This is a genomic window from Lichenihabitans sp. Uapishka_5 (assembly GCF_033947565.1).
Lineage (GTDB): Bacteria > Pseudomonadota > Alphaproteobacteria > Rhizobiales > Beijerinckiaceae > Lichenihabitans.
In genome coordinates, this window is record NZ_JARPVX010000207.1 from 1 (window position 1) to 807 (window position 807).

At 63.8% G+C, this 807-nt stretch carries 2 protein-coding genes; both read right to left on the minus strand.

The window, feature by feature from the left end:
- On the minus strand, positions 1–472 hold a 472-nt coding region (locus tag P7D22_RS23200), incomplete at its 3' end, for a PAS domain-containing protein (RefSeq protein ID WP_319936602.1).
- A partial coding sequence (locus P7D22_RS23205) for a response regulator (RefSeq protein WP_319936603.1) occupies positions 469–807 on the minus strand: 339 nt, incomplete at its 5' end. The genes P7D22_RS23200 and P7D22_RS23205, both read right to left, overlap by 4 nt.

The following is an 807-nucleotide window of genomic DNA, read 5'->3' on the forward strand; positions in this document are numbered from 1 at the left end:
TGTCGCGTTCCTCTTCCAGGCTTCGCTTGGCCTCGACGTCGATCAGGATGCCGGGGAAACTGTTCGGCTGGCCGTCCGGTCCGAAATCCACCCGTCCATTGGCCTCAATCCAGTGATATACTCCGTCTGCCCGCCGGACGCGGTACTGGTGCGCGTAGGCCCCGCCGCGCGCGACGGTCGCCTCGATCGCTTCGTCGAGCCCGGGCCGGTCTTCGGGATGCACGGTGGCTAGGACTTGGTCCAGGGTAAGGTCTTGATGTACCAGGTTCGGATCGACGCCGAAGGAGTGGGCGAAGTTTTCGTCAACGGTGAAACGGTCCCTCAAAGGGTGCCAGTTCCAGGTACCGATGATCGCATTAGCTGCGAGCGCGGTCTGCACGCGCTGCCCATATTCGAGCGCCAGGGCCTCCCGGCGGTGTACGGCGTCGATCTCGGCCCTGAGGCGGGCGACTTCGTTGATCTCGGTGGTCATGCCCGGTTTGCCGCTCCGTCGATTAACAACTTTACCTTGTTGGCGACCGCGTCGAGGGCGAACGGCTTGGTGATGACGGCCATGCCCGGCTCAAGATGCCCGTGGCTGACCACGGCCGCCTCGGCATAGCCTGTGATGTAGAGGATGCGGAGATCGGGCCGTAAGGCTCGGCCCGCATCCGCCAGCTGCCGCCCGTTCATGCCCGGCATGCCGACATCGGTGACGAGCAGGTCGACACGGAGATCGGACTGCAGCACTTTAAGGCCGGCGATGCCGTCTCCTGCCTCAATGGCGACGTATCCCAGCTCTTCAAGCACATCGACGATCAGCATGCG